At 71.0% G+C, this 26,889-nt stretch carries 23 protein-coding genes and 1 tRNA gene; 12 read left to right on the forward strand and 12 right to left on the reverse strand.

Annotated features, from left to right (window positions below; all coding sequences use genetic code 11):
* The first annotated feature begins 163 nt into the window (after nucleotides 1-163).
* Nucleotides 164-236, forward strand: a tRNA-Leu gene (locus tag ACQEVJ_RS04725).
* A gap of 194 nt (nucleotides 237-430) precedes the next feature.
* On the opposite strand, the gene ACQEVJ_RS04730 is transcribed toward ACQEVJ_RS04725, so the two are convergent.
* Nucleotides 431-1,069, reverse strand: coding sequence for a class I SAM-dependent DNA methyltransferase (locus ACQEVJ_RS04730; protein WP_433112561.1), 639 nt, complete (start codon nucleotides 1,067-1,069; stop codon nucleotides 431-433).
* A 993-nt stretch (nucleotides 1,070-2,062) separates the two neighbouring features.
* Between ACQEVJ_RS04730 and ACQEVJ_RS04735 the strand changes: the two genes are divergently transcribed.
* The 3 genes from ACQEVJ_RS04735 to ACQEVJ_RS04745 are packed head-to-tail and all read left to right on the forward strand — an operon-like array spanning nucleotide 2,063 to nucleotide 4,607.
* A complete protein-coding gene (locus ACQEVJ_RS04735) occupies nucleotides 2,063-2,731 on the forward strand; it encodes a trypsin-like serine protease (protein WP_433097534.1) in 669 nt (222 codons plus the stop codon).
* A gap of 56 nt (nucleotides 2,732-2,787) precedes the next feature.
* Nucleotides 2,788-3,639 (forward strand): Clp protease N-terminal domain-containing protein, encoded by an 852-nt coding sequence (locus tag ACQEVJ_RS04740; RefSeq protein ID WP_433097536.1) that lies wholly within the window; start codon nucleotides 2,788-2,790, stop codon nucleotides 3,637-3,639.
* Nucleotides 3,636-4,607 (forward strand): asparaginase, encoded by a 972-nt coding sequence (locus ACQEVJ_RS04745; RefSeq protein ID WP_433097538.1) that lies wholly within the window; start codon nucleotides 3,636-3,638, stop codon nucleotides 4,605-4,607. The genes ACQEVJ_RS04740 and ACQEVJ_RS04745 overlap by 4 nt, the downstream gene beginning before the upstream one ends.
* A 6-nt stretch (nucleotides 4,608-4,613) precedes the next feature.
* Here ACQEVJ_RS04745 and ACQEVJ_RS04750 read toward each other — a convergent pair whose 3' ends face one another.
* Complete coding sequence (locus ACQEVJ_RS04750) at nucleotides 4,614-6,110, reverse strand: HAMP domain-containing sensor histidine kinase (RefSeq protein ID WP_433097540.1); 1,497 nt, start codon at nucleotides 6,108-6,110, stop codon at nucleotides 4,614-4,616.
* Nucleotides 6,111-6,465: 355 nt separating this feature from the next.
* Between ACQEVJ_RS04750 and ACQEVJ_RS04755 the strand changes: the two genes are divergently transcribed.
* From ACQEVJ_RS04755 to ACQEVJ_RS04765, 3 genes are all read left to right on the forward strand, one after another.
* Nucleotides 6,466-7,251, forward strand: a complete 786-nt coding sequence (locus ACQEVJ_RS04755; protein ID WP_433097542.1) for a Bax inhibitor-1/YccA family protein — start codon at nucleotides 6,466-6,468, stop codon at nucleotides 7,249-7,251.
* A gap of 187 nt (nucleotides 7,252-7,438) precedes the next feature.
* The gene (locus ACQEVJ_RS04760) at nucleotides 7,439-7,657 is read left to right on the forward strand and encodes a DUF4287 domain-containing protein (RefSeq protein ID WP_030507588.1); all 219 of its coding nucleotides are present in this window, start codon (nucleotides 7,439-7,441) and stop codon (nucleotides 7,655-7,657) included.
* A gap of 199 nt (nucleotides 7,658-7,856) precedes the next feature.
* Nucleotides 7,857-8,267, forward strand: coding sequence for a PPOX class F420-dependent oxidoreductase (locus ACQEVJ_RS04765; RefSeq protein WP_433097544.1), 411 nt, complete (start codon nucleotides 7,857-7,859; stop codon nucleotides 8,265-8,267).
* 48 nt (nucleotides 8,268-8,315) lie between these two features.
* Here the strand turns inward: ACQEVJ_RS04765 and ACQEVJ_RS04770 are convergent, their stop codons facing one another.
* The gene (locus ACQEVJ_RS04770) at nucleotides 8,316-9,533 is read right to left on the reverse strand and encodes an acetyl-CoA C-acetyltransferase (RefSeq protein WP_433097546.1); all 1,218 of its coding nucleotides are present in this window, start codon (nucleotides 9,531-9,533) and stop codon (nucleotides 8,316-8,318) included.
* A gap of 252 nt (nucleotides 9,534-9,785) precedes the next feature.
* Here ACQEVJ_RS04770 and ACQEVJ_RS04775 point away from each other — a divergent pair, with 252 nt between their 5' ends.
* The gene (locus tag ACQEVJ_RS04775; protein WP_433097548.1) at nucleotides 9,786-10,517 is read left to right on the forward strand and encodes a TetR/AcrR family transcriptional regulator; all 732 of its coding nucleotides are present in this window, start codon (nucleotides 9,786-9,788) and stop codon (nucleotides 10,515-10,517) included.
* Here the strand turns inward: ACQEVJ_RS04775 and ACQEVJ_RS04780 are convergent.
* The 5 genes from ACQEVJ_RS04780 to ACQEVJ_RS04800 all read right to left on the reverse strand — a co-directional run bounded on the left by ACQEVJ_RS04780 (nucleotide 10,466) and on the right by ACQEVJ_RS04800 (nucleotide 16,152).
* The gene (locus tag ACQEVJ_RS04780; RefSeq protein WP_433097550.1) at nucleotides 10,466-11,209 is read right to left on the reverse strand and encodes an acetoacetate decarboxylase family protein; all 744 of its coding nucleotides are present in this window, start codon (nucleotides 11,207-11,209) and stop codon (nucleotides 10,466-10,468) included. The genes ACQEVJ_RS04775 and ACQEVJ_RS04780 overlap by 52 nt on opposite strands.
* Before the next feature lie 134 nt (nucleotides 11,210-11,343).
* Entirely contained in the window at nucleotides 11,344-12,711 is a 1,368-nt protein-coding gene (locus tag ACQEVJ_RS04785; protein ID WP_433097552.1) for an MFS transporter, read from the reverse strand.
* A gap of 44 nt (nucleotides 12,712-12,755) precedes the next feature.
* Complete coding sequence (locus tag ACQEVJ_RS04790; RefSeq protein ID WP_433097554.1) at nucleotides 12,756-13,484, reverse strand: acetoacetate decarboxylase family protein; 729 nt, start codon at nucleotides 13,482-13,484, stop codon at nucleotides 12,756-12,758.
* Nucleotides 13,485-13,762: 278 nt separating this feature from the next.
* On the reverse strand, nucleotides 13,763-15,130 hold the full coding sequence (locus ACQEVJ_RS04795; protein ID WP_433097556.1) for a PQQ-binding-like beta-propeller repeat protein: 1,368 nt from the start codon (nucleotides 15,128-15,130) through the stop codon (nucleotides 13,763-13,765).
* Between the two features lie 47 nt (nucleotides 15,131-15,177).
* Nucleotides 15,178-16,152: an SGNH/GDSL hydrolase family protein gene (locus ACQEVJ_RS04800; RefSeq protein ID WP_433097558.1), complete on the reverse strand. Its 975-nt coding sequence runs from the start codon at nucleotides 16,150-16,152 to the stop codon at nucleotides 15,178-15,180.
* 121 nt (nucleotides 16,153-16,273) lie between these two features.
* Here ACQEVJ_RS04800 and ACQEVJ_RS04805 point away from each other — a divergent pair, with 121 nt between their 5' ends.
* Nucleotides 16,274-17,644, forward strand: a complete 1,371-nt coding sequence (locus ACQEVJ_RS04805) for a cystathionine beta-synthase (protein ID WP_433097560.1) — start codon at nucleotides 16,274-16,276, stop codon at nucleotides 17,642-17,644.
* A 114-nt stretch (nucleotides 17,645-17,758) separates the two neighbouring features.
* Complete coding sequence (locus ACQEVJ_RS04810; RefSeq protein WP_433097562.1) at nucleotides 17,759-18,898, forward strand: cystathionine gamma-synthase; 1,140 nt, start codon at nucleotides 17,759-17,761, stop codon at nucleotides 18,896-18,898.
* Between the two features lie 121 nt (nucleotides 18,899-19,019).
* On the opposite strand, the gene ACQEVJ_RS04815 is transcribed toward ACQEVJ_RS04810, so the two are convergent.
* From ACQEVJ_RS04815 to ACQEVJ_RS04830, 4 genes are all read right to left on the reverse strand, one after another.
* A complete protein-coding gene (locus ACQEVJ_RS04815; RefSeq protein ID WP_433097564.1) occupies nucleotides 19,020-20,222 on the reverse strand; it encodes an MFS transporter in 1,203 nt (400 codons plus the stop codon).
* 70 nt (nucleotides 20,223-20,292) lie between these two features.
* Entirely contained in the window at nucleotides 20,293-20,724 is a 432-nt protein-coding gene (locus ACQEVJ_RS04820) for a hypothetical protein (protein WP_433097566.1), read from the reverse strand.
* A 475-nt stretch (nucleotides 20,725-21,199) separates the two neighbouring features.
* A complete protein-coding gene (locus ACQEVJ_RS04825; protein WP_433097568.1) occupies nucleotides 21,200-23,143 on the reverse strand; it encodes a vWA domain-containing protein in 1,944 nt (647 codons plus the stop codon).
* Nucleotides 23,140-24,549 carry a sigma 54-interacting transcriptional regulator gene (locus ACQEVJ_RS04830; RefSeq protein WP_433097570.1) on the reverse strand — a complete coding sequence of 470 codons (1,410 nt, stop codon included), beginning with the start codon at nucleotides 24,547-24,549 and terminating at the stop codon, nucleotides 23,140-23,142. Before ACQEVJ_RS04830 ends, ACQEVJ_RS04825 begins: the two co-directional genes overlap by 4 nt.
* Nucleotides 24,550-24,706: 157 nt before the next feature.
* Between ACQEVJ_RS04830 and ACQEVJ_RS04835 the strand changes: the two genes are divergently transcribed.
* Complete coding sequence (locus tag ACQEVJ_RS04835) at nucleotides 24,707-25,924, forward strand: FIST signal transduction protein (protein WP_433097572.1); 1,218 nt, start codon at nucleotides 24,707-24,709, stop codon at nucleotides 25,922-25,924.
* Nucleotides 25,921-26,889: an ROK family protein gene (locus tag ACQEVJ_RS04840; RefSeq protein WP_433097574.1), complete on the forward strand. Its 969-nt coding sequence runs from the start codon at nucleotides 25,921-25,923 to the stop codon at nucleotides 26,887-26,889. Before ACQEVJ_RS04835 ends, ACQEVJ_RS04840 begins: the two co-directional genes overlap by 4 nt.

The raw sequence follows: 26,889 nt of genomic DNA on the forward strand, positions 1-26,889 counted from the left end.
TCTGACATGCTGGTGTGGTGGACGGGGGAGAAGGTGCGGACGGTCTCCCGGACCTTGACCGGGCGGCGGCCAGGGCTGCCGTTCACGCGCTGTGGAAAGGGGGACAAGCCGCGTAAGACGTAACTTGCTTACAGAGGAGTGATCCGTGACATATGATCGCGGCGCCCCCGTAGCCCAATGGCAGAGGCAAGCCCCTTAAAAGGGCTGTGGTGTGGGTTCGAGTCCCACCGGGGGCACTGAGCACCGCCTCGACCAATCAGCCCGTGACCTGGGGGAGCGTGGTCATGGGCCGATCGTAGCTATCCGGTTGACCACGGCTGAATGGCGAGCGTCTACGGGACGCCGTGCCCGTGGTGTGCCCGCACGTTCATCCCTCGCCCAGCATGGAGCGCTGCCTTGCGCGCCTTGCGCCAGAGTGTGGTGCCGGGGCCTAGAGTGCGCGCATCAGCAAGTGGCCGCGGCGGAATCGTTCATCCTCCAAAGGCTCGCGCAACATCCGCGCCACCTCGACGAACTCTTCCTTGCGGGCCAGGTCGGCCAAATCCTCGATCGGCCACCGGTAGGCCGGCGTGACCTTGTGGTCGAACTCCAGCACTGGACCGCCCTCGGATTCGAAGAAACCGAGCAGGAGGTAGCCACCCGGGGACAGCACCCGGCGGAACTCGGCAAAGTACGGCGGCAGCTCCGGTGGCGGGATGTGGATGACGGAGTACCAGGAGAGCAGACCGCCCAGCTCGCCGTCGGCCACGTCGAAGGCGCCCATCGAACCGACCTCGAAACGCAGGTCAGGATGGTCTTTGCGGGCGATGTCGATCAGTGCGGGAGACAGGTCGACGCCGAAGGCGTCCAGTCCGAGGTTACGCAGGTGTGCCGTCATGTACCCGGGACCGCAGCCGGCCTCGGCGACGGGCCGGGGCCCGGCGGCCCGTACGAGTTCGGCGAATGCGGCGATTATCGCTCGATCCAGCGGCAGGCGGTCGAGCGAGTCTCGGGCGAGGTCGGCGTAGAGGTCGGCGACGGCGTCGTAGGCGTCCGCCGTCGCGGTCAGATAGGGGGAGGATTCGGCCACGGCGGACGACTGTAGTTCATCGGCCGGCAAGAGTCGCCGATCACCGATCGGGCGGCGCGTCGGTCCCGTTCCGGTCGGCTGACCCTCAACGATCGGCCGCTTCACCACCGCGTACCGGGAGCATGAGCACTATGAGGATGGTTCGGCCGGCTGAGCGGAGAAGGCCCGTGACATCCCCTTCATCGAGGCGATGGCTTTGGAGTTGCGAGGGCAACTCAAGATTCCAAATTGACGGCTGGTGCCCCTATGACCTCGTGGGGAGGGGAATAGTCCCGTATGTCTGATTCGGAGGCTTCCGGGCGCTCGTGTGGCGCTACAGAGGCCTCGGCCGGAAGGAATCACATGCGCGCGAAACGAATCGGCATCTTAGGCGCGGCCCTGCTCGGCGTGCTCATGCTGTGGCCGGCTGGGGCTGCCCTGGCCTCGCCCTCGACGACTTCCAGTTCGGCGGTCGCGGCAGCGGCGACATCCCCGCAGGGTGACGGGCCTGGCCATCGCCACGGTCGGCACCATCACGGTCGGCACCACCACGTCCGGGGGCACCATCACCGTCGGGGGCACCGCCACATCCGGCGGCACCACCGCCTCCGGGGGCACCGCCACGTTCAAAAGTACCGGCGCGTTTGGGGACACCGTATGCCGAGGTAGGTGACTCGGACCGCATTGTCATGGCCGCTCCTCCTTTGACTGGAGGGGCGGTCTTCGCTTGTAGGGCGGGGGTGTGGCCCTGCGCCTCCTGGTGCGTGTTCTGCCGGCCCGAGCCGTGGCCGGCTGGCTCAACCGCCGATGGCGGATGTTGATATGCGAAGTCCCGGCCTGACGGCCGGTCGGTAGATCTTCTCGCGGCGATTGCCATACGGAACCCATGCTCGGATACATTTGCGCATGCGTTTCGTCCCCTTTGTCATGATTCTTGCCGGTTTGGTGGCAAGTATCGCCTCGCCTGCGTCGGCCATCACCCATGGCTCGGTCGATGGGACCGAGCACCCGGAAGTGGGAGCTCTGATCGGAGACACGCCGGAACGCGACGGCACGTGGGCATACTGCACCGGCACCCTCATCTCGCCGACCGTCTTCCTCACGGCCGCCCACTGCGGGCATGAGGACAAGAAGACCGCCCGGATCTCCTTCGCCAGCCACTACCAGCCCGGGACCAAGCTCTACACCGGTCGCTTCGTGCCCGACCCGAGGCACACGGACAAGAGCGACGCCCATGACATGGCGGTCGTCGTCTTCTCCGAGCCCGTTACCGGCATCGCGCCGGCCAAGCTGCCTCCTCTGGGCCTGCTCGATCAGCTCAAGGCCGACGGCAGTCTGAAGACCGCGCGCTTCACCCCGGTCGGCTACGGCTCGGTGGACCCCACGAAGAAGCGGCACGGATGGCGGTTCCACTACACCGACACGCGCAGCCAGACCTCCATCTCCTTCAAGCGCCTCGGCAGCAGGTGGCTCGACCTGGCGCCGAACTCCTCGCGCGGGGAGGGCGGAACCTGCTACGGCGACTCGGGCGGCCCCAACTACCTCGGAGGCACCGACTCGAACCTGCTCGTGGCCACGACGATCAGCGGAGTGGACGACGCCTGTCAGACGACCAACGTCGACTACCGCCTGGACATCCCCGAGGTCCGGGAGTTCCTCGGCAAGTACGTCACGCTTCCCTGACCTGGGCATCAGGGTTGGGGGTAGACATGTAACCCCACTGGGGGTATGAATGATGCATGCCTAAGATCAACGTGTACCTGCCGGACGATCTCGCGGAGGCGGTCAAGGAGGCGGCCCTCCCGGTGTCCGCGATCTGTCAGCGGGCGCTTGAGCAGGCGGTCCGCCGGGTGACCGCCATCCGCGAGAGCATCCTCGGCGATTTCGAGATCGACGATCCCCGGCTGTCGCACTTCACGCCCAGGACCCGCGCCGTCTTCCGGCTGGCGCTGGAACGGGCCCGGGCCGAGGAGGCCTCCGGCATCGGCATCGGCACCGAGCACCTGCTCGCCGCGATGCTCGCCGAGGGGCAGAACCTCGCCCTGCACGTCCTGCGAGCGATGGAGATCGAGCCCACCCTGATCGAGCGCGACCTCGCGAGCCACCGCCCGTCCCCACCCGCCGGGGCGGCCGGCCCGGAACAGGCCGGGGACGAGGGAACGCGGAAGGACGGTCCGAGCAGGTTCGACGCGCCCGCCGCCAACGCCCTCGAACTGGCGGTCACCGAGGCCCATGCGCTGGGGCACAACTACATTGGGTGCGAGCACCTGCTGCTCGGCCTGGTCACGGAGCCCGACGGGATCGGCGGGCAGGTGCTGCGGGCGCGGGGCGCAGAGCCCCGCCTCACGCGGCGCGCGGTCGTCGCGGCGCTCGCCGGCTACGTCCACCTCCGGGCCCAGGGACAGGACGCCTCCGCATCCCAGGCCGCCACCCAGACCGCCCCTCAGGCCGCATCCCAGGCCGCCTCCCCGACCGCTGTGCAGGCCGTGGCGGCGGTCGTCCGTCAGGAGATGGCTCCGCTCCTGCGGCGCGTCGAGCGGCTCGAGCGGCACGCCGGGGTCGCCGCATCCGCCGAGGACGACGCGTCGTGACCGGACGCGTGCTGCTGGTCGCGACGGGCGACGTCATGGCGTACGCCCGTCACACCGGCCGCCCGGGGCTCGCGACGGCCGCCGATCTGCTGGCGGCCGTACCGGGGAATCTCGGCGTGGAGGTGGTGACCGAGGACGTGCAGGCCGAGCCGAGCTGGGACACCTCGCCCTCCACCATGCTGCGGCTGGCCCGGCGTGCCCGCACGGCCCTGCTCGACGAGGGGTACGACGGCGTGGTCGTCACCCACGGCCTGGACACGATCGAGGAGACGGCCTTCCTCGCGGACCTGCTCGCCGGGCCCGCCGCTCTACGCGGCGGCATCGTGCTGACCGGCGCCGTGCGCGGGCTGGACGAGCTGTCGAGCGACGGCCCGCGCAACCTCGCGTCGTCCCTGGTCGCGGCCGCCGACCCCGCTCTTCGCGGCGTCGGCGCGGTGGTCTGCGTGAACGACGAGCTGCACGCGGCCCGCTGGGTCACGATGACCGACGCGACGGGCGTGGCGGCCCTCTCCTCCGCCCCCGCGCCGATCCTCGGCCGGGTGGCCGACGGCCGGGTCGAGATGACGGCGACGCCGCCGCCGCGGCCCCCGGCCGCGCGGGGAGAGCCGGAGACGAACGTCGCGCTGATCAAGACGTACCCGGAGATGGATCCCGTGCTGATCACGGCCGTCGTGGACGCCGGAGCCAGGGGCGTCGTCCTGGAGGGCACCGGCGCCGGGAACGTCCCGATCACCCTGTACGCGACCCTCAGCGAGCTGGCGGAGTGGGACATCCCCGTGGTGGTCGCCTCACGGTGCCGCACCCGGCCGGTCGCGCTGGAGGACCTGCCGCCGGCCCTGGGGCTGGCCGCGAAGGTCGGCGCCATCGGAGCGCGCGGGCTGGCTCCCGTGAAGGCCCGGTACGCCCTGATGGTGGCGCTCGGCGGGGGCGGGCGGCGGGCCGCCCGCGACTGGTTCGCCCGCCTCTGACCGCCGTCAGGCGCGATCCTCCGGTGCCGAGGCGTTCTCCGCCTGCGGCGGCTCGGCGTACGGGCCCGCGGCGCGGATCGCGGCCTGCGAGGTCGCGGCCTCGGTGTTCGGCGGGCAGCCGGAGACCGGCAGGCACAGCACGAACTTGGCGCCGCCGTACGACGACTCGGTCGCCACCAGCGTGCCGCAGTGGGCGCGGGCGATGTCGCGGGCGATGGCCAGGCCGAGCCCGGTGCCCCCGCGGCCTCGGCTGCGCGCCGTGTCCGACCTGGCGAACCGCTCGAAGATCCGCTCCCGTTCGCACACCGGAACGCCGGGACCGTCGTCGCCGACCCACAACTCGACGAAGCCGTCGTCGCCCCGGAGCCCGATCTCGACCACGCTCCGGGCGTGCCGCTGCGCGTTGTCGAGCAGGTTGGTCAGCAGACGGGCGAGGTGGCGCGGCGCGGCGTGCATCCTGACCCCGTCCGCCAGCAGAAGGCGCACCGGTATCCGGTCGGTCCGGCGGGCGACCTCATCCCTGACCAGCGCCGACACGTCCACGGGCTTGCGGTCCGGTGCCGTCGCCCCCACCTTCGCCAGCAGGAGCAGGTCGTCGATGATCGCTTCCAGTCGCTCCACGTCGAGCAGCGCGTCGCCGAGCAGCGACCGCAGATCGGTCTCGTCCGGGTGGAGTTGCGCCTCCTCCAGTTGCGCGCGCAGGCCGGCGAGCGGAGTGCGCAGTTCGTGGGAGGCGTCCGCGGCGAACTCGCGCTGCCGCCGCAGCGCCCGCTCGGTGGTGAGCTTCGCCTGCTCGATGCGGGCGAGCGTGCTGTTCACGGTGCGGGCGAGCCGCCCGATCTCGTCGTCCACGGCCGGTACGGGCACCCGGGTGTCCAGGTCGTTCACGTTGACGGCGGCCAGGTCGCTGCGGATGGCCTCGACGGGGCGCAGGGTGCGTCCGGCGACCTTCCAGGTGGCCCAGGCGGTGAGCAGCACGAGTACGGCGACCTCCACGGTGAAGAGAAGATCGAACATCGCGACGGGGGTGAAGCCGTCGATGGGACGTCCCGCGTACACGACGGGAGAGTCGGGCCCCGGCATCACCCGCAGCGCCGACAGGCGCAGGCAGCCGGTCCCGTCGTGCGCGCAGGCCTGCAGGTCCTGCATCGGATCCTGCTGGGACGGCCAGAAGGAACTCAGCGGGGCCATGCCCCGCGCGGCGGGCGACGCGGCGAGCACCCTCCGATTCGGAGCCACCACCTGGACCAGGTCGATCCCGGCCACCTGCGGGGTGATGACGTGGCGGAAGTGGCCCGTACGCCACCCGGCGGCCGTGAGCGCGGCCTCCTGCCGGGCGTCGAGCCAGACCGCTGTGGAGAAGGCCTGCCGGGCCAGGACGCTGCCCACGATCCCGGTGGGGATCAGCAGCAGGGTGGCGAGCGCCGTGACGAGGATGGTGATGCGCCCTCGAATGGAATGAGGCCGGAGCCTTCGCAGTAACGGTGGGCCGCTGACGTTCATCGCCGTCCTCCTCGCGATGACACGGCTTGCTGTGCCTGTCTGATTCGGGACGAGAGGCTCGCAACGGCAGGCGGAGTGGTCGCTGAGGCGTTCTGCCTGGTCAGGCCGCTACTTCTCGGCTTCACACCACACTAACATTAGACTTGAAGACCTCAAGTAAAGGAATTGTTCAAGTTGCTCGGTGATCGGCGTCGGCCGTTGTGGCCGGTGGGCGACGGCGGGAACTCGCCCGCACGTCAGATCGTTGCCACTGTGGTGGAGTGGCGCTCCCCCTTGTAGGGGCACCACTCCTCGGGCACCATCCCCACTAGGCCGCGCAGCGGCTGATCAGTGAGTCGCGTCCTGGAGGAAGCGAATGGAGAGCAAGAACCCCATATTCAGTCGGCGCGGGGCGGCTGGTCAGCAGGCGTGGGGCGGTCCGACGCCCAGCGTGCAGCAGCTGAACCAGATGTACGCCGCACCCTCGTACGCTCCCCCGGCGGCGCGGGCCATGACGATGGACGACGTCGTGGTGCGCGGCTTCATGACCCTCGGCACGCTCGTCGTGTCGGCCGCCCTGGCCTGGTACTTCAACGTCGGCTGGGGGCTGGCGGCACCGGCGATGATCGTGGGCCTGATCCTCGGGCTCATCGTGTCGTTCAAGCAGAGCACGAACCCCGCGCTGATCCTCGGCTACTCCGTGTGCTACGGCGTCGCCATCGGCGTGCTGAGCCACATGTACGAAACGGTCTACAACGGCATCGTCCTGCAGGCCGTGCTCGGCACGATGGTGGCCTTCGGCGGCACACTGGCCGTGTACGCGCTGAAGATCTTCCGGCCGACTCCGAAGTTCGCCAAGTTCGTGGTCGCCGCCGGGTTCGGCGCGGTCGGCCTGGTGCTGATCAACTGGATCGCGAGCATCTTCGTCAGCGGTGGCCTGGGCCTGCGCACCGACAGCCCCATCGGCTGGATCTTCAGCGTCGGCATGATCCTGCTCGGCTGCTTCTTCCTGCTGCTCGACTTCAGTGAGATCGAGCAGGGGGTGCGTGCCGGCGTGCCGGAGCGCTACTCGTGGCTGATGGCGTTCGGCCTGACCCTGAGCCTCGTCTGGCTCTACCTGGAGATCCTTCGCTTCATCAGCTACTTCACGAACAACGACTAGTCGTACGAGTCGAAGGGGCGCCGTTCCTCCGGGAGCGGCGCCCCTTTGTCGCGCTATATCAGGATCCGGTGATCGGCGACGCAACTTTCGATCAACATCTTGTAACAAATCAATGCCGCTGAGGGCTTGTCAAGCGCGGACCGGTGATGCACTGTGACACAAAGCAGCCTTTTCCGTGGAGGTGCCCATGTCGTTGAACCACTCACCGGAGACCCAGAACAAGCTGATCGCCCGTGTCCCGTCCATAACCGGGCGCGACCTCCCAGAGTGGTTCGAAGCCATCGACAACGGCCCGTCGTTCCTACGCTGTGACGAGCGGGCCAACTGGCTCGCCGACGAGCACGGGCTGAGCCACGGCTACGCCGCCGCGATCGTCCTCGAGCACGAACGGCGCCGTCGCTTCTAGACCGGAGCGCGGGAGGGGGCAGTGACGTCCCGCGCACACAGCAACACGAACACAGCAACACGAACACAGCACACACGAACACAGCACGCACAAGCAGCGACCCGGGAGCGAAACGCTCCCGGCAGCCACCGTCCTGCGTACTGTCCTGAGGCAGCGCTGATGCGCCCGCACCGGCCCGGTGCGGGCGCATCATTGTTCTATGGATCTCGACAAGGCGCGTGAGTTCGTCAGGAACAACCACCGAGCGGTCATGCTGACCCGCTTTCCGGACGGCCGGCCGCAGACCTCCCCGGTGACCGTCGGCTGCGACAAGGACGGCTACATCGTGATCAGCAGCCGCGAGACGGCCGTCAAGACCCGCAACCTGCGGGAGAACCCCCAGGTCGTGCTCACCGTGATGACCGACGCCTTCTATGGCCAGTGGATGCAGATCGAGGGCATCGCCCACGTCGTCTCGCTGCCGGACGCGATGGAGCAGCTGGTGCAGTACTACCGCGACATCAGCGGCGAGCACCCGGACTGGGACGACTACCGCGCTGTGATGATCCGGGACAGGCGAGTGATCATCCGGGTCGAGCCCACGCGCGCGGGCCCCGACTACCACGGCTGAGCCCCCGCCGGTCCCGGCCTCGGCCGGGACCGGCGTGAACTCCGTCGATCAGGACAGCCGCTCCAGCACCATCGCCATGCCCTGGCCGCCGCCGACGCACATCGTCTCCAGCCCGATCGACTTGTCGTGGAACCGGAGGCTGTTGACCAGCGTGGAGGTGATGCGGGCGCCGGTCATGCCGAACGGGTGGCCCACCGCGATCGCGCCTCCGTTCACGTTGAGCCGCTCGATGTCGATGCCCAGCTCCTGGTAGGAGGGGATCACCTGGGCCGCGAACGCCTCGTTGATCTCGACCAGGTCGACGTCGCCGATCGACATGCCCGCGCGGGCGAGGGCCTGCCGCGACGCCTCGATCGGGCCCAGCCCCATGATCTCGGGGGACAGGCCGGTGACGCCGGTCGACACGATCCGGGCGAGCGGCGTGATGCCGAGCTCGGCGGCCTTGGTGTCGCTCATGACGATCACCGCGGCGGCGCCGTCGTTCAGCGGGCAGCAGTTGCCCGCCGTCACCGTGCCGTCCGGCCGGAAGACCGGCTTGAGCTGCGAGACCGCCTCGTACGTCGTGCCGGCCCTCGGGCCGTCGTCCTTGCTGGCGACGGTGCCGTCGGGCAGCGTCACCGGGGTGATGTCGCTCTCCCAGAAGCCGTTGGCGAGGGCCTTCTCGGCGAGGTTCTGCGAGCGCACGCCGAACTCGTCCTGCTCGCGCCGCGAGACGCCCTTCAGGGCCGCGACGTTCTCGGCCGTCTGACCCATGGCGATGTAGACGTCCGGCAGCGCGCCGTCCTCACGCGGGTCGCGCCACACCGGAGCGCCGCCCTTCGCGGTCTCCTCCGTCCGCGCCTTCGCCTCGCCGAACAGCGGGTTCTGCGCCTGGGGCATGTCGGAGCTGCCGTTCGCGAAGCGGGAGACGGTCTCGACACCCGCCGAGATGAACACGTCGCCCTCGCCGGCCTTGATGGCGTGGAACGCCATCCGGGTCGTCTGCAGAGAGGAGGAGCAGTAGCGGGTCACGGTCGTGCCCGGCACGTTGTCGAGCCCGAGCATCACCGCGACCACGCGTCCCAGGTTGTGGCCCTGCTCGCCGCCGGGGAGCCCACAGCCCAGCATCAGGTCGTCAACGTCGTTCGGGTCGAGCTGCGGCACCTTCGCCAGCGCGGCGCGGACCATCTGCACGGTCAGGTCGTCCGGGCGGATGTCCTTGAGTGACCCCTTGAAGGCGCGGCCGATCGGCGACCGCGCGGTCGCCACGATGACTGCCTCGGGCATGTGACTCTCCTGCCTGATCTCGTGCCCCTCCACACAGGGTTCGGGGGGCCTCCTCCCCGGAGGTTACCCCTCGGTACGCCGCCCGCCACGTCCCGGGCCCCACTCACCAGAATTTTGTACTACTGCACAGTGTTTCCACTGCACAGTGCCGCGGCCCTGCCGTCTTCCGTCGATCTCGTACGGCGAGATCGGTGTGGGAGACTGGTTTCGGGGTGGTTACGGCTCATGTCCGCGGTGGAGGCAGGAGATCTCGTGGGTTCCCGAGCGCCGGTCAGCGCGCTGCGGCGTACGCCGAGACAGGCCCGCAGCAGGGACAAGGTCGAGCGGATCATCTCGGCTGCCGAGGCGCTTCTCAAAGAGGTCGGCTACGACGGCTGCGTCAGTTCGCCGACGCTGCTCATCGAGAGGTCCGGGGTCAACGCCGGCTCGTTCTACACGTACTTCCACAGCGTCCAGGCGGTGCTGGAGGAGCTGACCTTCCGCTACATGGACCGGGCCTACGCGCTCATCGACACGGTCTGCGCCCGCGAGTATCCGACCTGGGAGGCGGCCAACGACGCGGTGGTGGACGCGTTCGAAAGCTTCCACCGCGACTCGGTGGTGCGCGAACTGTGGAACGGCAACCACATGAGCGATCAGGCGCTCAAGGTCCAGAGCCGCCTTCAGGAGTATCTGACCGCCTCCTCGCAGAAGCTGCTCGTCGCCTCTTCCGGCGGGAAGCTGGAGGCCCCCGACGTCGCCTTCGCGGTGGCGACGATGGTCGGCAACCACCTGGTGCAGACGGCGCTGGGGCCAGGGCGGGACCGGCCGGACATGCTCGCCCAGGCCAAGGTCCTCATGCGCGCCTACCTGGCCACGTTCGTGCGGGAGGAGGACGGCCGCGACCCCGATCCGGAGCGGGACCCTGATCCGGAGCGGGGTCGCGGGGGTGGTCAGGCCAGGCTGGCCACGACGGTGGGGACGCCGTTGCGCTCGGTGGAGTAGAAGTCGCCGACCGAGTGGGTCGCCCCGAGCACCTCGACGACCGTCAGGCGTTCGCCGGCGCCGACCAGGCCCTCGCCCAGCGTCAACTCGGCCCGTCCGCGGCGCTCGCTGTGGGTGACGAAGTCGCGCGAGGTGTCGCGGCTGAGAACGTCGAAGAGCGCGAAGCCGTGGCCGTCCACCTGCGGCACGGCGCGGACCAGCAGGTGAGGGTAGACGACCACGTCGTGCCAGGGCGGCGTGCCGGTGGAGTCGGCCGCCTTCCAGTCGATCTCGACCAGACTGCGGCCCTCCGCCGACACCCTGCAGGAGATCGCGTCGTCCGAGCGGTCGACCCGCATGTCCGCGAAGCGCTTCGGATACCCCCACAGCTCGCGGCCCGCCGCCACGCTCCACGAGTGGTTCTCGTACTCGGCCAGGTAGAAGCCGCCGACGAGGTCGCCGTAGCGGACCGGGACGATGACGCCGCAATCCATGAAGCCGCCGTTGGAGGCGCTGGAGAAGTCGGCGACGGTGACCACGAAGCGGTCGTCGGCGAGCACGAACGGGGTCGGCCGCAGCATCCGCTCCAACTGGTCGGCGTCGCCCCGGCAGTAGACGGTCACGGTGCTCAGCTCCGGCGCGGAGTACGGCTCCGCCGCCGGGGCGTAGTCCAGGCGCTGCCAGAAGTCGAGGGGGTTGTAGTTCTCCCGCATGGGTGTCGTTTCCTTGTCTGTCCGGTCCTCAAGAGGGCCGGTCGGTGAGAGGGCAGGTCGGTGTGAGGGAGCCAAGCCGGTCGGTGAGAGGAGACCGTGCCGGTACGGCGGGTGTGGCGGGCCCGCGGTCCGGCTCAGGCCGGGTGGTCGGCGGCAGGGGGCGCCGGGCTGTTCGCCCGCGGGGATGAGGCCGCCGGGCCGTCGAGTGCCAGACCGTTGGTCTCGGGGGCCCAGGCGGCGGTGACCACGATGCCGAACGCCAGGACGAGTGCGGTGGCCACCATGACGCCGACCACCCCCATGGACTCCAGGCCGATGGGCAGCAGGAAGGTGCCGACGGCGGCGCCGATCCGGCTGACGGCGGAGGCGATGCCGAGCCCGGAGGCGCGCAGCTCCGTCGGGAACAGCTCGCTCGGGTAGATGAACTCGAGGTTGCCGACCAGCGCGAGCAGCATGCCGAACAGGACGAACAGCGCCACCGTGATCCACGGACTGCCCGGCACCAGACCGATCCAGAGGCTGATCACGGTGAGCACGGCCATGAACCCGATCAGCGCGGTCCGCCGGCCCATGCGCGGCAGTAGGAAGATGCCGACGACCGTGCCCACCAGGGCGAACGCCGAAGGCAGCACCGTGCCGACGAACTCGTCCTTGACGTGGAGCGCGGACAACACGTCGGGCAGGAAGATGAACAGCGAGAAGTTCGGGATCGCCAGGGCCATCCAGAACAGGCCGGCCACCGCGGTCCTGCGCCACATGTCCGGGGCGAAGAGCCTGCGCCAGGAAGCGGCGGCCTGCGGCGCCTCGGCCAGGCCGTCCAGGACGACCTCGGGACCGAGCCACCTGTCCACGATCCGGCGTGCCTCGGCGGCCCGGCCCTTGCTGATCAGCCAGCGCGGCGACTCGGGTGAGCCGGTCCGCATGATCATGACGATCAGGGACGGCACGGCGCTGGTGGCGAGCGCCCACTTCCAGGCGTTGTCGCCGCCGAGTTCGACGACGTAGTAGCCGACGACGGTGGAGACGAGGTAGCCGAGCGCCCAGAGCACGCCGAGCGAGCTCATCACCGACGTGCGCAGCTTGCGCGGGGTGAACTCGGCGAGCAGCCCCGGACCGATCGCGTAGTCGCCGCCGATCGCCAGGCCCAGCACCAGCCGGATGACGAAGAGCTGCCACGGCGCGGAGGTCAGCACCTGGAGGGCGGAGACGACCACCATGGCGAGCAGATGCAGCCGGAACAGGTCCCTGCGGCCGAACCGGTCGGTCAGCCGGCCGAACACGAGGCCGCCCGTGAAGAGGCCGATCAGCGGTGCGGCCGAGACCAGGCCGTCCCAGACCGACGTCATGCCGAACGCCTCGGGGATGGACGGGAAGGCGAAGATGACGATGCCGAGGATGTAGCCGTCGATGAACATGCCGCCGCCGACGACCGCCGCGATCCGCAGGTGGAACGGGCGTAGGGGCATCTCATCGAGCGTCGTCGCTGTGGACGGCTCTCTCATGCGCAATCCTCCAAGGATCGAGAGGGGGAGGGGTGGAGAGAGCCCTAACGGGAGATCTCGGACTGATCGACGACGACGCCGGGGCCGAAGTCGAAATCGGTGAAGTCGATCCGGGCGGCCACGACCTCCAGTGGCCCGAGGAACTCCAGCGGATCACCGGGGCCGTCGTGCAACTCCAGGGTCGCAGCACCGAAGACCGGCGGGCGAAGCGTCCGGCCGGGGAACTCCAACCGGATCGTCTCGGCGGTGACCGGCACGTCCTCGTGAGGAGTGGTCAGGTGCCGCACCTGGAAGGTGGGTCCCCCGGCCGGCCACTCGACGGCGCCCGGGTCGCCGGGCGTGAAGTCGGTGGTGATCAGGGTGTGCCCGCCCCTGCGGCACTCGAGATGAATGCGGCCCTCTCCGTCCTCCTCCCAGACGATCTCGCCGCCCTTCTTGGGCCAGGCGAACACCTCGCGGCCCACGCACAGGCCCATGTCGTCGGCGATGTACTCCAACGGCACGTGCGAACCCGCTTCTCCGTTCCAGGAGCACGGGAGGATGAACTCCATGTTGTACAGGTCGGTGCGGTCGACGACCTTGCCGACGCGTGACCACTTCACCCGCAGGTAGTCGCCCCCGCCGGTCAGCGGGTAGGGCAGCAGTTCGCCGACCAGCCCGGGGCGGGTACGGCAGAGCAGGGTGACGTTCTTGGTGTCCCGGAACTCGTGGATCCCCAGCGGATACAGGGGAGACCAGCTCGGAATGGTGGCGATGATCTGACGCATGGTCATGCCGCTCCCAAAACTTGAGTTGAGTCGAGTTGAGTTTTGTTCCGAGAGTATGGCCATCGCCTCGCGACACCGTCAAGAGACCTGCGCGGCTGGTCAGACACGTGCGGAAGGCGTCGATCGCGGTGGAGCCCTGCCCTTACGGGGGCTGCCGCCGCCGAATGGCGGGACCGTACGCCGAATGCGGGGGTCGTACGACGACGGCCGGCCACGACCGCGGGTCTGCGGTCGTGGCCGGCCGTCCGCGAAGGTCGCGTGCGCGGCGCCTGTCCGTCGGCGGCTCAGCCGTACATGCCGGGGGCGGTGGCGGTGCCGTCGTTGACGGCGTGGAGGCCGCCCTTCTCGTCGCGCCACAGGCGCCAGCCGTTCTGGCTGCCCGTGAACCAGGAGGGCGGCGCGGAGGAGGAGTCCTTGCGCTTGCCCGTGGCCAGGTCGAACTCGCACAACGCCGCGATCGAGTAGAACCCGGGGATCATGCCGTGCAGCGGCAGCGGCTTGGGGTCGGTCACGCAGAACGACCATCCGCTCGCGCCGCTCACCGGGGTCGGCTCGCCGGTGCTGAGGTCGAAGACCGAGCCGGGCGCGTCGCGCTTGAGGAAGCCGAGCTTGTTCATCTCGGGCGGGAAGGCCAGCCACCAGCCCGACCCGGGGACCTGGGTAGGCGTGATCTGCCCCAGGACCCGTCCGGTCTCGGCGTCGAGCCGGGCGAACCCGCCATACTGGCCCTGCTCGTCGACCGGCCGGACGACCGGCGCGTACGCGGGGTTGCCGCTGGGGTAGACGCGGACGACGGACGGCCGCATCCAGTCGACGGCGCCGTCGGAGAGACGCGCGGAGAACAGGCCGAACGTCGAGGTCTCCTTGGTCTCTGGGTTGGTGTACGGGGCGACGTACCCGATGATCTTGTCGCCCGTCGCGCCGAAGGCCCAGCCCCCGCTGAGGTCGACGTCGGGGCCGAGGGCCTGCTCGATCGGCAGCTGCCAGACGGTCTTGCCGTCCTTGAGCGCGCGGGCCTCCAGCACCGGGTGGGAGGCGAGCCTGAGCATGACGACCTTGGACGCGTCGGACCACTCGACCTCCGCGATGCCGGCGAGGCGCCATTTCACGGCACCGTCGCGCGGATCGAGGACCACGACGCGGGCGGACGAGAGCGCGGTGTCCTCGGAGACACAGACGTACGGCCCGCAGCGTTGCGGCCCGAAGGTGGACCGCACGGGCCTGATCCACTTCTGCTGCCCGGTGCGGGCGTCCCTGGCGACCAGCGTGGCGCCCTTGCGGCCGGCGGCGGCGGGGTCGAGCGCGACCACCACGGCCTGCCCGCCGCCGGTCTCCACGGTCGCCGGAGCCTGCACCCCCATGCCGGGAAGCCGCCCCACCATCGTCGCGGGGTGTGCCCACAGCCGGCGGCCGGAGGCGAGGTCGAGGGCGACGGTCTCCAGGGAGCCGTCGGGCCGCATGGAGGTGGTGGCCGCGACGCCGCCTCCCGTGGTGGCCCGGCTGACCGCGTTCACCTGCGTGTTCTGCCAGGCCGGGTAGTCCTTGGCGGCCTCGTCGCCGCCGGAGCAGCCGGTGAGGGCGCCCCCGGTCAGCAGGGCGGTCGCGGCGAGCGCCAGAGCGGGTTTCACGTGGTTCAGCTGGGGCCGGATCATTTCGCTCCTACAGGGGGTGATGGCCCGGCCGCAGGAGGTAACCGGCTCTAGGCGTTCGGAAGCGGCCCGGGTCTCCGGCGGAGCAGCGCCGCCCACCGTCCGTGGGGGCCGACCGCCCGGCCGGCGACACGGGTCGCGGTGACCTCGGTGCCGGGTTCCTCCACGGCCATTGCGGCCAAGAGGTATTGCGATCCTTCGACGCGCACGGGTTCCGGCTCGGGCCACAACCCCAACGCGGCGCATACAGACGGTAGCACTGCGTACGCGGCTTGTAGGTAACCTCGGGCAGATGGATGAAAACGATCAGGTCCGAACATCTCGGCCGGGTTCGCGTCGAATTCGGGTCCGAGCAGGTCGGCGAACGCCACGGTGCGGCCGCCCGCCTCGACGACGGCGACCGTCTGGGCCGCGGCGAGCTGCCGCGACCAGCGCCGGGTGACCCACCGGAGCGGCTGCGCGATCGGGCGCACGGTGCCCAGGTCGGGGCAGGTCCCCACGACCACCTCCGCGCCCGCCTCGCGCAGCCGGCGCACCGCCTTCTGCAGGTGCCGTACGGCCCGGGCGGGCAGGGTGGCCGTGGTCACGTCGTTGGCCCCCACGAAGACGACCGCGATCTCCGGCCGGTCCTCCAGCGCGCGGTCCACCTGGACGCCGAGGTCCACCGACGCCGCGCCCGACTGGCCGACCACGGTGAGGCGCACCGGACGCTCCGCCACCGCCGCGAGCCCGTACGCGACGCGGACGGCCGGGGTGTCCTCGGGGTGGGTCATGCCGAGGCCGACGGAGGTCGAGTCGCCGAGGACGGCCATCCGGATCGGCTCCCCGGGGTAGGCGCCGTACACGCCGTCGGCCTGCGGGCCGTCGAGGCCGTGCGGCTGCCCCACGATGCGCCGGGCCACCATGGCCTCGGCCATCAGCAGGCCGTACGTGACCGCTCCCAGGGCCGTGAGCCCGCCTCCGCCCAGGGCTGCGGCGGTGGCGATGCGCCGCGCGGCGCGCACCGCGCCGGACGTCCAGATCACCCGCCCTCCTCACGCTCACGGTACGGTTTGAAGTAAGAAACTAGCCGAGTTCCGGCCACCCCTATCGGAATCCCGGCTGACGGCAGGCTGACAAGCTTCGGCAAACAAGGTGGTCATCGCGGTGCGCGTACACGACTCGCTGGTGGAGCTGATGGGCGACACCCCGCTCGTCCGGCTGCGCAAGGTCACGGCGGGCGCGCCCGCCCAGGTCCTGGCCAAGGTGGAGTACTTCAACCCCGGCGGCTCTGTGAAGGACCGCATCGCGGTGCGGATGATCGAGGCGGCCGAGCGGAGCGGCGAGCTCAAGCCCGGCGGCACGATCGTCGAGCCGACCTCCGGCAACACCGGCGTGGGCCTGGCCATCGTGGCGCAGGAGAAGGGCTACCGCTGCCTGTTCGTCTGCCCGGACAAGGTCGCCCAGGACAAGATCAACGTGCTCCGGGCGTACGGCGCGGAGGTCGTCGTCTGCCCGACCGCCGTCTCGCCGGACCACCCCGACTCGTACTACTCGGTGTCGGACCGGCTGGCCCGCGACATCCCGAACGCCTGGAAGCCCGACCAGTACTCCAACCCCGAGAACCCGGCGAGCCACTACCACTCCACCGGGCCGGAGATCTGGGAGCAGACCGAGGGCAGGATCACGCACTTCGTCGCCGGCATCGGCACCGGCGGGACGATCAGCGGGACCGGCAAGTACCTCAAGGAGGTCTCCGGCGGCCGGGTGAAGGTCATCGGCGCCGACCCCGTCGGTTCCGTCTACTCCGGGGGCACCGGCCGTCCATACCTGGTGGAGGGCGTGGGCGAGGACATCTGGCCCGCGACGTACGACACCACGATCTGTGACGAGATCATCGCGGTCTCCGACAAGGACTCGTTCGGCATGACCCGCAGGCTCGCCCGCGAGGAGGCGCTGCTCGTCGGCGGCTCGTGCGGCATGGCGGTGGTGGCGGCCGTACGGGTGGCCCAGGCGGCCGGGCCGGACGACGTCGTGGTCGTGCTGCTGCCGGACGGCGGCCGTGGCTACCTGTCGAAGATCTTCAACGACGAGTGGATGGCCGACTACGGCTTCCTCACCACGTCGAGCGAGGAGGGCCTGGTCGGCGATGTGCTGGGACGCAAGACGCCCGGACTGCCCGAGTTCGTCCACGTCCACCCGCACGAGTCGGTCGGCACCGCGATCTCGATCATGCGGGAGTACAACGTCTCCCAGCTTCCGGTCATGAAGGAGGAGCCGCCCGTCATGGCGGCCGAGGTCATCGGCTCGATCGTGGAGCGCGACCTGCTTGAGGGCCTCTACCGTGGCCGGGTGCGGTCCGAGGACGAGATCGGCGGCCACATGTCCGCGCCGCTGCCCATGATCGGGTCCGGCGAGCCGGTGGCCCGGGCGGTCGAGGCGCTGGAGAAGGCCGACGCCGCCGTGGTCCTGGACGACGGCAAGCCGGTGGGCATGGTCACCCGTCAGGACCTGCTGGCCTTCCTCGCCAACCACTGAGCCGACCACTGAGCCGACCATCGAGCCGACACCGAGCCGACACCCAGCCGACACCGAGCCGGCCGCTGACGCGCCCGCCGGGACCAGGCGGGCCGGGCGGCTACGCTCGACCCCATGAACCAAGGTTTCGAGACGCTCGCCATCCACGCGGGTCAGGAGGCGGACCCCCACACGGGTGCGGTCGTGCCGCCCATATACGCGGTGTCCACCTACAAGCAGGACGGCGTGGGCGGCCTGCGGGCGGGATACGAGTACAGCCGGTCGGCCAACCCGACCAGGACCGCCCTTGAGGAGGCGCTGGCCGCCGTCGAGGGGGGCGTGCGCGGGCTGGCCTTCGCGTCGGGCCTGGCCGCCGAGGACACGCTGCTGCGGTCCGTCTGCAAGCCCGGCGACCACGTGGTGATCCCCGACGACGCGTACGGCGGGACCTACCGGCTGTTCTCCCGGGTGCTGGAGCCGTGGGGGGTCTCCTTCGACCCGGTGCCGCTCGGCGACCTGGACGCGGTGCGCGCCGCCATACGGCCGAACACGAAGGCGATCTGGGTGGAGACGCCCACGAACCCCCTGCTGAACGTGGCGGACATCGCCGCGCTGGCGGCGGTCGCCCACGACGGGGGCGCGGTGCTCGTGGTGGACAACACCTTCGCCTCGCCCTACTTGCAGCAGCCGCTCAGCCTGGGCGCGGACGTGGTGGTCCACTCGACGACCAAGTACGTCGGCGGCCACTCCGACGTGGTTGGCGGGGCGCTGGTGACCCGGTCGGCGGACCTCGGCGAGCGGCTGGCCTACCACCAGAACGCGATGGGCGCGGTGGCCGGGCCGTTCGACTCCTGGCTCACGCTGCGCGGCCTCAAGACGCTGGGCGTGCGCATGGACCGGCACTGCGACAACGCCGAGCGCGTGGTCGACCTGCTGCTGTCGCACCCGAAGGTCGTCCAGGTCCTCTACCCGGGCCTGCCCGAGCACCCGGGCCACGAGGTCGCGGCCAAGCAGATGCGGCGCTTCGGCGGGATGGTGTCGTTCCGCGTCGAGGGAGGCGAGGAGGCGGCCGTCGAGGTCTGCAACCGCGCCAAGCTGTTCACGCTCGGGGAGTCGCTCGGCGGCGTCGAGTCGCTGATCGAGCACCCCGGCCGGATGACCCACGCGTCGGCCGCCGGGTCGCCGCTGGAGGTCCCCGCCGACCTGGTCCGGCTGTCGGTCGGCATCGAGACCGTCGACGACCTGCTCGCCGACCTCTCCGAGGCTCTCGGCTGACGACTCTCCGGCGCCGCTCCGCTCTCCAGCTTCCGCTCCGCGCTGCTCTCTAGCGGGCGCTCCGCTCCGCTCTCTAGCGGGCGCTCCGCGCTGCTCTCTAGGGGGCGCTCCGCGCCGCTCTCTAGGGGGCGCTCCGCGCCGGGGCCGCTTGCTCCGGCGCGGAGGCACGGGCGGGAGCCACCCACCGTTCGCACAGCAGGGCGGCGAGCGCCGCGGCGGTCAGGACGGCGCCCGCCACGGTCACGCTGCGGACGCCCGAGTGGTCGATGAGCGCGCCGCCCAGCAGCGACCCGCCCGCGATGCCGACGTTGAAGGCCGAGCCGCTGCCGGCCGAGGCGATGTCGGTGCTGCCCGGGGCCACCTGTAGCGCGCGGCTCGCGATGGCCGCCGCCAGCGCGCTGAACGACATGCCGGTCACGCAGAGGGCCACCACCGCCACCGGGTGCAGGGCGCCGAAGAAGTAGAGGGTGAGCAGCGCGCACGTGATGAGGGCCAGCGGCCCGACGAGGGCCGTCCTCGGCCGGCTGTCGAGCAGCCGGCCGACCACGATCGTCCCCGCGACGCCGGAGATCCCGGACGCGAGGAGCAGCGGGCTGAGCGCGGCCGGGGCGAAGCCTCCGAAGTCCAATAGGAACGGCGTGATGTAGGTGTACGCGGTGAGGTAGCCGCCCACACCGATCACGGTGGCGACGATGAGCAGCGCGTAGCGGCGGGCGTCCGGGGTCGCGCCGCGTCCGGGCTCGTGGCCGCCGGAGCCGACGCGCGGCATCAGCGTCGCCACGGTGACGCACGTGATCAGGCCGACGGCGGCGGCCAGGGCGAACGCGGTCCGCCAGCCGACCTGCTGGCCGAGCCAGGTGCCCACCGGGACGCCGAGGACGGGCCCGAGGGAACTGCCGATCGACATCCGGGCGATCGCGCGGCCCCGGACCTCCGGGGGGAACATCGCCGCCGCGGCCGGGGTCGCGACCGACCAGAACAGCGCCTGGGTGGCCGCGACCAGCAGCCGTGCGCCCAGCAGCACCGGATAGTTCGGCGCCACGGCGGTCAGCAGCATCCCCGCGACGAACACGCCGAGCGTGGCGGTGAGCAACCTGCGCCTCGGCACCCGCCGGGTCAGCCGGGTGAGCGGCAGCGACGCCAGCACCACGACCGCGGCGTACCCCGTCACGAGCAGGCCCGTCTCGGACGGCGACCGGTCCAGGTCGGCCGCCATGACCGTGAGCAGCCCGATGGGGAGGACCTCGGCGGTGACGTAGGTGAAGGCCCCGACGGCGAGGGCGACCAGCGCCCACGCCGCCCGGCGTTGCGTCGTAAGGTGCACCCGCTCCTCTTTCCCCCGTTTTCGGCCAAAGACGTTCTACCGGACATTCAGGGAAAAGCGGGAATCTTTCTCAGGGGTTGAAGAAGACCATCAGCAAGAGGATGACGAGCCAGATCAGGGCGCTGATGCCGCCCAGCGCGGCGATCCGCCCGGTCTGCACCTTGGCGTCGTCCTCCGGCGACTCGCTGGACAGCGCGGCGATGGCCGTACGCTGGTCGCGCTCGACGATCACCAGCAGGACGGCCGCCACGACGAACAGTGTCATCGACACCGACAGGTACGGCGCGCCGAGCGCGCTGCGGCCCAGCAGCAGGCCGAACAGGAAGACCCCGATCGTGAGCAGGCCGAACAGCCGGGTCGCGCGGTGCAGATACCGCAGCACGGCGACCTCCCTGGCCCGGATGTAGCGCGGTGTGACGCTCGTGACCGCCGTGAGCGGACCGAGCGCGAAGATCGCGAACCCTATGTGCAGCCACAGCAGGAAATGGTCGAGAGGCGACATGGGCAGAGGCTATCGCCTGGCTGATCGGCCCGCAGTCGCCCGGACGCGCTCGCCGCGGGCGCGTCGGACGCCGGAGCGTCGAGGAACTACTTCCGGCGGCGGGGGCGGTTGTGGACCGCCATCTCGAACAGCACCGTGGTGAGGACCATGAGGACGACGAGGCCGACCGCTGCGAACATGGGAGCGCTCCTTCCACCGGCATGTGGAACGACCAGCGCGAACAGGGGATGCCTGTCTATCGTCCGCCGATTGCAACCCGGTCGGCAATCGATTATCGATCTCCCGGTATCGGTCTCCCGGAGCCACGGACGCCCGTCTCCCCGCTCGCGCCCGCTGCCCGGAGCACTTCCGGTCTCCGTCCTGCGGCGTCGGGACGCGCCCCCCGAATCGCGCCAATGTGCCTAGCTTGCCCGCATCTCGGGCGGCGAACCGCCCTGTGGCGTCCGACAAGGCCGCGACCGCGGCTCGGTCTTCGTCAGCGGGTGCGGCGGGCGCGCAGGAAGTCGCTGACGACGTACTCGCCGAGGCGGTCGGCGCTGGCGGAGAAGACGCGGCCGCCGTTGCGCCGTGCGACCTCGTCCACGAACTCCCGCAGCCGGTCGTCGGCGGCCAGCATGAAGACGTTGATCGTCGCGCGTCGCCGGGTCATCTTGTCGACCTCGGCGAGCGTGAGCGTCAGCGTCTCCTGGGACGGCGGCCACTCGAAGCGCGGCACGCCGTTGCGCATCAGGTGCGCCGTCGGCTCGCCGTCGGTCACGACCAGGACCACCGGCTCGAAGTCCGGGTGCCGGTCGAGGTGACGGCCCGCGATCAGCAGGGCGTGGTGCAGGTTGGTGCCCTGGACCATGTCCCATTCGAGCCCGGCCAGTTCGTCGGGCCGCAGCACCCGCGCGTAGTTCGAGAACCCGATGATCTGCACCGCGTCCTGCGGGAACTTCGAGGCGACCAGCGCCTGGAGGGCGAGCGCGGTCTGCTTGGCCGCCGCCCAGGTGCCGCGCAGGGCCATCGAGTAGGACAGGTCGACCAGCAGGCAGACGGCCGCCGCCGAGCGCCGCTCGGTCTCCACGACCTCGAAGTCGTCCACCGACAGGCTCACGGGAGCGCCGCCGCCCCGGCGTACGCCGTTGACGACCGTACGGACGACGTCGATGGGCTGCTCGTCGCCGAAGCGCCACGGACGGGTCGATCCGGTCGGCTCTCCGGCCGTGCCCGCGTCGCGCTGGTCGTGGTCGCCGCGGCGGCCCGAGTCGAGAGAGGCGAAGACCCGGCGCAGGGCGGTCTCCCCGAGCCGGCGTACGGCCTTGGGGGTGAGCTCCAGCTTGCCGCGGTTGCGGCGCAGGTAGCCCTGGGCCTCCAGTTCGCGCTCGACCTGCCGCAGGGCCTCCAGGTCGTCCACGGCCGAGCGGCCGAGCGCCCGCCGGATGGCGGCCTCGTCGATGTCGTCGAGCCGGGCGCCGGGGTAGTCCTGGCGCAGCGCGGTCTCCAGGTCGCCGAGGTCGGCCAGCTCCTGCAGGGCCGTCACGGCGTCGCCCATGCCCATCGGCTGCTCGCCGGACACCCGCTCGGGGGCGCCCCAGGCGAGGTCGGGGCGGCGGGCGTAGAGGGCGTCGCCGAGCCGCCGCATCTGCTCGGTCAGGCCGGCCTGCTCCAGCGTGTGGTTGATCAGCCCGGCCAGCTCCTCGCGCTGCTCCGGGGTGAGCGAGGCGAGCAGCCGCTGCGCGGCGGCGGCGCGGCGGGCGAGCTGGTCGACCAGCTCGTCGAGGTTCCGCGGGTTCTCGGGGAACATGTCCCCGTATTTCTGCATGAACCGGTCGAAATCATCCTGGGTGTGCTCACCCCGGGCGTCCCGGTCCAGCATGTCGTTGAGATCCGACATCATCTGCCGGACCCGCTCCATGGCGGCCGGGTCGGGGTTGGCCAGCGCGTCGCGCATGCCGCGGAACTGGCTGTCGAGGACCTCCCGGCGCAGCAGGTCGCGCAGTTCCTCGAACGTCTGCCGCGCGGCGGCCGACCGCCAGTCGTAGTCGGCCAACTCCTGGACGGCCCTGGACGTGTCCGAGGGCAGCGCGTCGAGCGCGGACTCGCGGAAGCGTGCTTCGTCCGAGGGATCGGGGAACAATTCGGCCCGCTCCTGGCCGATCGCCTTGTCGAGCAGGGCGCGGGCGCGCTCCAGCGTGCCGTCGAGCCTGGTGTTCTCCCGCAGGTCGCGGCGGCGCCGCCGTACCTGGCGGAGCAGGTCGTCCAGGCCGCGGCGGTCGGGAGCGCCGGGGAGTCCTCGCCGCAGCAGGTCGCGCAGCGCGTCGAGCGGCGTCGAGCCGGACAGGATGGCGTCGCCCATCTCGTCCAGCGCCGAGCGCACGTCGTAGGGCGGAGCCAGCGGATCCGGCCCGTCGTGGTACTCCCGGTAGAAGTAGCTCACGTGCGGTACACCGTCGCGCCGTCGGTCTCGTCCTTGGACAGCCTGCGCATCAGGTAGAGCCCCTCCAGCGTGAACTCCAGCGCCGCGGCGGCGTGGCCGGGCGACTCGTCGCCCTCGCCCATGCCGAGCCGCGCCATGATCTTCGACAGGCCCTCGACACGGCCGATCCTGCGCAGCAGCTCGTGGGCCGGCACCAGCTCGCCCGACTCGACCTGCGCGCCCTCGCCGAACCTGTCGAGCAGCGGCGCGAGGTCGGCGCCGCCGAGCGAGGCGCGGAAGGTCTCGGCCGTCGCGCGGCGCAGCAGGTGGGAGAGCACGTCGACCTCCCGCCCCTCCTCGCTGACCTCGAACTCGACCTTGCCGCGCAGCGTGTGGACCACGCCGGGCAGGTCGCACACCCGCGTGACGGGCCGTTCCTCCCCGGTCAGCGCGGCCCGCCGTACGGCGGAGGCGGCGGCGGTCTCGGCGGCGGCGATCGAGAAGCGGGCCGACACGCCCGAGCGGGAGTCGACGGCGGTGGACTCGCGGACCAGGCGGGTGAACCGGGCGATCACTTCCACCAGGTGGTCGGGCAGGTCCGCGCCGAGAGCGCCGAGGTCGGCCTCCTGGCGGATCAGGACCAGCTCGTCCTCGACCGCGCGGGGGTAGTGCGTGCGGATCTCCGCGCCGAAGCGGTCCTTCAGCGGGGTGATGATCCGGCCGCGGTTGGTGTAGTCCTCGGGGTTGGCGCTGGCGATCAGCAGGATGTCGAGGGGGAGCCGCAGGTTGTAGCCGCGGACCTGGATGTCGCGCTCCTCCAGCACGTTGAGCAGCGCCACCTGGATGCGCTCGGCCAGGTCGGGCAGCTCGTTGACGGAGAAGACGCCCCGGTTGGTCCGGGGGACCAGGCCGTAGTGGACCGTCTCCGGGTCGCCGAGCGTGCGGCCCTCGGCGATCTTGATGGGGTCGACGTCGCCGATGAGGTCGCCGACCGAGGTGTCGGGGGTGGCCAGCTTCTCGCCGTACCGGTCCTCGCGGTGCTTCCACGCGACCGGCAGGTCGTCGCCGTGCGCGGCGGCCAGCCGCCGGCACCGCACGCAGACCGGCGCGTACGGGTGGTCGTTGATCTCACAGCCCTTGACCACGGGAGACCACTCGTCGAGCAGGCCGGTGACGGTGCGGATCAGGCGGGTCTTGCCCTGACCGCGCTCGCCGAGGAGCACGAGGTCGTGACCCGCGATCAGCGCCCTCTCCAGGTGCGGCAGGACGGTGTCGTCGAAGCCGACGATGCCGGGGAACCGGGTCTCGCCGGCCCGCAGCCGGGCCAGGAGGTTCTCCCTGATCTCGGCCTTGACCGTACGGTATCGGTGTCCACTCTCGCGCAGTTCACGCAGAGTGCTGGGGGCAGGCGTGGGCGATTTGTGCACGGAGTCGAGCCTACGTCTCCGTCAGATGATCCGGCAGCCCGGTTTGCCGGACGCCCGACCCAATTGGACGGGCGGCCCGTGCGTTGACCTCCGTTCAGTGGGGAGAATCGGCCCAGGGAAACAGTCGGCAGGAAGAGAGGGCGAGACGATGGCGGTAATGACGAGCCGCTTCGCCGACGGTCTCGCCGTGGGCGCGAACCTGGTGGAAGCGGCCGAGACGGCCGTACGCCAGGCGTTGGCCGGCCTGTCGGGTCCGCCGGACCTGGTGTGCTTCTTCATATGCGGGGACGATCCCGACGACGTGGCCAGGGCGGGCCAGCGGGCGATGTCGGTCGCGTCCGGAGCCGACGTGATCGGCTGCAGCGCGACCGGCGTCATCGGGCACGGCCAGGGCGTGGAGCTCACGCCGGCCGTGAGCGCGTGGGCGGCATCCCTCGGCGGCGCCAGGATCGACACCTTCGCCCTGGAGACGCTACGCACGGAGGACAAATTCGTGGTCGTGGGGCTGCCCGAACGCGTCCCCGACGACCGGGCGGCGATCCTGCTCGCCGACCCCTACAGCTTTCCCACCGACGCGTTCATCGAGCACTCGCACGAGGTGCTGGGCAGCCTGCCGATCGTCGGCGGCCTGGCCAACGGGCTCCAGGGCCGTGGTTCCGTACGGCTGTTCGCCAACGGAGAGGTCCACGACTCCGGCGCGATCGGAGTGATCATCGGTGGTTCGGTGAACATCGGCACCGTCGTCAGCCAGGGCTGCCGGCCGATCGGGCCGTCCATGGTCGTCACCCGGGCCGAGGACAACGTGTTGCTGGAACTCGCCGGTCAGCCCGCCCTCGCCCGCCTGGAGGACATCGTCAGCGCCCTCGACGAGGAGGACCGCGACCTGGTCGCCGCCGGCTTACAGATCGGCATCGCCATGGACGAGTACGCCGAGCGCCACGAGCGCGGCGACTTCCTGATCCGGGGGGTCATCGGCATCGATCCCGAACGCGAGGCGGTGGCCGTCGGCGACGTGATCGAGATCGGCAGGACGGTGCGGTTCCAGGTCAGGGATGCCGAGACCGCCGACGAGGACCTCTACGAACTGCTCGACGCCCACCTGCAGCAGCACTCCGGCCGGGTCGAGGGGGCCCTGCTGTTCTCCTGCAACGGCCGGGGCTCGGGCATGTTCGGCTCGGCCGACCACGACGCGCTCGCCGTGCGCGAGACGCTGGGGCCGATCGGGGTGGCGGGCTTCTTCGCCGCGGGCGAGGTCGGGCCGGTCAGCGGGCACAATCACGTCCACGGCTTCACCGCGTCGCTGCTCGTCTTCTCCAGCGGCACGGGATTCTCCAGCGGCACGGGGCTGTCCACCGGTACGGGAGCGGGTGCGTGAGCGACCTCGCTCTGGCCGTCGACATCGGCGGCACGAAGTTCGCGGCGGGCCTGGTGGAGCCGGACGGGCAGGTGGTGGCGGCCGAGCGGGTCGCCACCCCGCAGGGCGGCGACGCGGAGACTTTGTGGGAGACGCTGACCGGCCTGCTCGACCGGCTGGACGTGCCCGATGCCCTCGCCGGCGTGGGCATCGGCTGCGGCGGCCCGATGACCTGGCCGGAGGGGGAGGTCTCGCCGCTCAACATGGGCGGCTGGCGCGGTTTCCCGTTGCGCGGGAGGCTGGCAGCGCGCTTCCCCGAAGTCCCGGTCCGCATCCACAACGACGCGATCTGCCTGGCCGTCGCCGAACACTGGCGCGGCGCCGGGCGGGGGAGCGCGGCCATGCTCGGGATGGTCGTGTCGACCGGGGTCGGCGGCGGGCTGATCCTCGGCGGCAGGCTCATCGACGGCGGGACGGGCAACGCGGGTCACATCGGCCACGTGGTGGTCGATCCCGAGGGCCCGCCGTGCGGTTGCGGCGGCAACGGCTGCCTGGAGGCGATCGCCCGCGGCCCCGGCCTCGCCGCCTGGGCGCTCGCCCAGGGCTGGTCTCCGGGCGAGGCCGGCACTTCGGGGGAGCTCTACCAGGAGGAGGGGACGGCCACAGCGCGCAGGCTGGCCGCCGACGCCGCGGCGGGTGACCCGATCGCGCTGGCCGCGATGGCCAGGGCCGGGCGCGCCCTGGGCGTGGCGATCGCCTCGGCCGTCAACCTGTGCGACCTCGACCTCGTGACCGTCGGCGGCGGGCTCAGCCAAGCGGGCGACCTGCTGTTCGGGCCCCTGGAGGAGGCGTTGCGGGAGCACACCCGGATGGGGTTCGCCGGGCGGGTGCGGGTGGTGCCCGCCGAGCTCGGCCAGGACGCCGGTCTCGTCGGCGCCGCCGCCCTCGTGATCGCCGGAGACGGATACTGGTCGCCCGGCCTCTGA

The organism is Microbispora sp. CA-102843 (assembly GCF_050936215.1).
Lineage (GTDB): Bacteria > Actinomycetota > Actinomycetes > Streptosporangiales > Streptosporangiaceae > Microbispora.

Bases quoted from the DNA above. Each gene is read 5' to 3' on its own strand.
- ACQEVJ_RS04740 (WP_433097536.1), top strand. From the start codon at position 2,788: ATGCCTAAGATCAACGTGTACCTGCCGGACGATCTCGCGGAGGCGGTC.
- ACQEVJ_RS04750 (WP_433097540.1), bottom strand. From the start codon at position 6,110: ATGAACGTCAGCGGCCCACCGTTACTGCGAAGGCTCCGGCCTCATTCC.
- ACQEVJ_RS04755 (WP_433097542.1), top strand. From the start codon at position 6,466: ATGGAGAGCAAGAACCCCATATTCAGTCGGCGCGGGGCGGCTGGTCAG.
- ACQEVJ_RS04760 (WP_030507588.1), top strand. From the start codon at position 7,439: ATGTCGTTGAACCACTCACCGGAGACCCAGAACAAGCTGATCGCCCGT.
- ACQEVJ_RS04765 (WP_433097544.1), top strand. From the start codon at position 7,857: ATGGATCTCGACAAGGCGCGTGAGTTCGTCAGGAACAACCACCGAGCG.
- ACQEVJ_RS04770 (WP_433097546.1), bottom strand. From the start codon at position 9,533: ATGCCCGAGGCAGTCATCGTGGCGACCGCGCGGTCGCCGATCGGCCGC.
- ACQEVJ_RS04780 (WP_433097550.1), bottom strand. From the start codon at position 11,209: ATGCGGGAGAACTACAACCCCCTCGACTTCTGGCAGCGCCTGGACTAC.
- ACQEVJ_RS04785 (WP_433097552.1), bottom strand. From the start codon at position 12,711: ATGAGAGAGCCGTCCACAGCGACGACGCTCGATGAGATGCCCCTACGC.
- ACQEVJ_RS04790 (WP_433097554.1), bottom strand. From the start codon at position 13,484: ATGACCATGCGTCAGATCATCGCCACCATTCCGAGCTGGTCTCCCCTG.
- ACQEVJ_RS04795 (WP_433097556.1), bottom strand. From the start codon at position 15,130: ATGATCCGGCCCCAGCTGAACCACGTGAAACCCGCTCTGGCGCTCGCC.
- ACQEVJ_RS04810 (WP_433097562.1), top strand. From the start codon at position 17,759: ATGAACCAAGGTTTCGAGACGCTCGCCATCCACGCGGGTCAGGAGGCG.
- ACQEVJ_RS04820 (WP_433097566.1), bottom strand. From the start codon at position 20,724: ATGTCGCCTCTCGACCATTTCCTGCTGTGGCTGCACATAGGGTTCGCG.
- ACQEVJ_RS04835 (WP_433097572.1), top strand. From the start codon at position 24,707: ATGACGAGCCGCTTCGCCGACGGTCTCGCCGTGGGCGCGAACCTGGTG.